We start from the raw sequence: 2992 nt of genomic DNA, 5'->3' as shown, positions 1-2992 counted from the left end.
AGGACAACGTCAACGTTCAGCAGCGCGGTGATACCAGCACTTCACCCAACTCCGCCGCATCGATCAAAGAACTCCGCCGCTACTTCGACATGCTGGGGGACACAGGTCAGTTGGACGAAGGGCAACGGGCCTCGCTAATTCTGGAGGCGGCAGAGCGCGGCCTATCCATGGCGGAGGTCGGTAGTATGACCGTTCGTATGCTGGGTGAGCGTCAGCGGCAACAGATCGGGTGCTTCTCCTTTACCTCCGGCGGCGATCAGACGTTCGACAATCCGCAATTCCATGCCCGCGCGATCGAAGATGCGCTATATGCTCGCATGAGCGGCGCGGCGCCGTCCAGCGCTGCGCGGGAATTCATGGGCATGACGATGGTCCAGATCGCCGGTACGATGCTGGAGCGATCTGGTCGCGGCCATGCCCGCAACCTCAGCCCCACGGACATTCTGTCGGCCGCCGCGTGGAACGGCAACGGCACCCGCGCCGGGTCGCATGGATACATGGCGCGCTCGGCGGGGTCGATGACCACCAGTGATTTCCCCGAATTGCTGACCGGCGCGGGCCAGCGCTTCCTTATGGACGTCTTCGCAGCTGCAGGGTCGCCCCTGAAACAGGTCGCGCGCCGTCGATCGGCGCGCGATTTCCGGGCGATCAGTGGCATCGAGCTGTCGGAGTTCGGAACTTTGCAGGAGGTGCAGGAAGCCGGAGAGATCAAGCATGGCAGCTTCAAATCGCGCAAGGAAAGCTATGCGCTGAAGACCTATGCGAAGCAGTTCGGATTGAGCCGCCAGGCGATCATCAATGATGACCTGGGGGCGTTCGGTGATCCCATTCGCAGCATGGCGCGGTCGGCTGCGGAAACCGAGGCGGCGCTGTTTGCCAAACTCGTCACGTCCAACCCGCTCATGGCCGATGGCCGCCCCCTATTTGATGAGGCACATGGCAACCTCGCGGCAGCAGCCGACTTCGGCAAGCCCGATGCGATCAAGATTTCCAACGGCCGGATTGGCATGCGGCGGCAAAAGGATCTGGATGGCGTAACGCCTCTCTCTACGGCACCGAAGTTCATTCTCACCGGCCCCGAGCTGGAGACTTGGGTGGAGCAGCTGCTCAGCCAGTCGATCAATCCCGCCCGCGCCGATGACGCCAATCCGTTCGCAGGAAAGCTAACGCCCTTGGTGGAGCCCCGCTTTGACGGTGCGCCGTGGTATCTGTTTGCCGATCCGGCGCTATCACCGGTGCTCGAATATGCTTACCTCGACGACACCCCCGGCCCGCACATCGAAACGCGGGACGGCTGGGACGTTCTGGGCACCGAGTTCCGGGTTTACATGGATTTCGGTGCGGGTGCCGTCGACTGGCGAGGCGCCTACAAGTTCCCGAACTGACGAGAAGCGAAGCGTGGATAGCCGCGATCAATCTGGACCACGCTCCGGAAGGGAACGCCGGATCAACATCCTGACGCGGCGGCTTGAAAGGCAGCCGAAAGCTGGCGAGGCTCAACCTCTGAGACCTCGCCAGCAGCCATGAGGACAGAATTCATGGATATGATGGCTCGCATTACGGTTGATAGCCGGGAAATTGCCAGGGTATTCGGTCGGCGTCATCACAACGTGCTCGCAGCGATCGACCTGGTCCTACGCCAGTGTCCTGCAGCTGCGCCCCACTACCAATTTGAGGATCACCCCGTCACCGCTGGCCTGGGCGGCATACGGTACGTGCGGCATGCACTGATCGATCGCGAGGGCTTCATGTTGCTGGCGATGTCGTTTCCTTCGACGCAGCGGGATACAGCGCTGACCCTAGTCACCTGAATCCGAAGTTCGGCTCATTGTTTTTTGGCAGAAGCGCCTGACCGAGGCGAGGATATTGTCTGCGGATTTGACCCATTTGTAGGGTTTGGGTTTCTCGTTGTGGGCAGCGATGAAGGCGGCGATATCGGCTTCGAGTTCCGCCGTCGACCGGTGGACACCACGCTGCAATTGCTTTCGCGTCAACTCGGCAAACCAGCGTTCGACCTGGTTGATCCACGATGCCGATGTCGGCGTGAAGTGCACATGCCAGTGCGGACGCCGGGCGAGCCACGCCTTGATCCGAGGCGTCTTGTGGGTGGCATAATTGTCCATCACCAGGTGGACCTCGGGGCCTTCGGGCATGGCCGCGTCGATCTGCTTGAGAAAGTCCAGGAACTCGGTGGCGCGGTGCCGCCTGTAGCATTTGCCGATGACGACGCCGGTGGCAATGTCGAGTGCCGCGAACAGCGATGTCGTGCCGTTTCGCACGTAGGTGTGGGTGCGCCGTTCGGGTATGCCCGGCGCCATGGGAAGGACCGGCTGTTCGCGGTCGAGTGCCTGGATCTGTGATTTCTCGTCCACGCACAGCACCACGGCGCGGGTCGGGGGCGACAGGTAAAGGCCGACGATGTCCTGAACTTTATCGACAAACAGCGGATCGCTCGACAGCTTGAACGTCTCCGACCGGTGCGGCTGCAAGCCAAACGCACCCCAGATTCGGCGGATCGTCGTATGCGACAGACCCGCCTCGGCCGCCATCGAACGGATCGACCAGTGGGTCGCGTCCTTGGGCTTGGTGTTCAACGTCCGTTCGATCACTTGCGCGACTTGCGCATCGCTCACCGTACGCGGACGGCCCGCCCGATACTCGTCGGTCAGCCCTTCGACGCCAGCTTGTGCAAAGCGACGCCGCCACTTGCCGACCGTATGCTCGTGAACCCCAGGCGCTCGGCAACCTCCTTGCTCTGCAGCCCATCCGCACACAGCAAAATCATCCGGCAGCGGTCCGATAACGAGCGCGGTGCCTTGTGACGCCGCACCTGCGATTCCAGAAACGCGCGATCGGCGACACTCAACGCCAAAATATCCGCCTGACGACCAACCATCCATGCCTCCCGCCTTCGCGAAGAGATATGCAATGTAGCCTACTTCAGTTCCAGGTGACTAGCCTTGACGCTGATTGGCTCCTCCAGCCTCACCGC

2 protein-coding genes and 1 pseudogene are annotated in these 2992 nt (G+C 61.8%); 2 read left to right on the top strand and 1 reads right to left on the bottom strand.

Annotated features, from left to right (window positions below):
• The coding region (locus SP5_RS18240) for a phage major capsid protein (protein WP_174435569.1) at positions 1-1385 on the top strand (1385 nt) is incomplete at its 5' end.
• A 153-nt stretch (positions 1386-1538) separates the two neighbouring features.
• Positions 1539-1811 carry a Rha family transcriptional regulator gene (locus SP5_RS18235; protein ID WP_042491512.1) on the top strand — a complete coding sequence of 91 codons (273 nt, stop codon included), beginning with the start codon at positions 1539-1541 and terminating at the stop codon, positions 1809-1811.
• Here SP5_RS18235 and SP5_RS18230 read toward each other — a convergent pair.
• Positions 1800-2896 (bottom strand): annotated as a pseudogene (locus SP5_RS18230) (IS630 family transposase). The gene SP5_RS18235 and the pseudogene SP5_RS18230 sit on opposite strands and share 12 nt — an antisense overlap.
• Between the last annotated feature and the right edge of the window lie 96 nt (positions 2897-2992).

The organism is Sphingomonas parapaucimobilis NBRC 15100 (genome assembly GCF_000787715.1).
Classification (GTDB): Bacteria; Pseudomonadota; Alphaproteobacteria; order Sphingomonadales; family Sphingomonadaceae; genus Sphingomonas; species Sphingomonas parapaucimobilis.
This window is presented reverse-complemented; position numbering and strand designations above follow the sequence as displayed.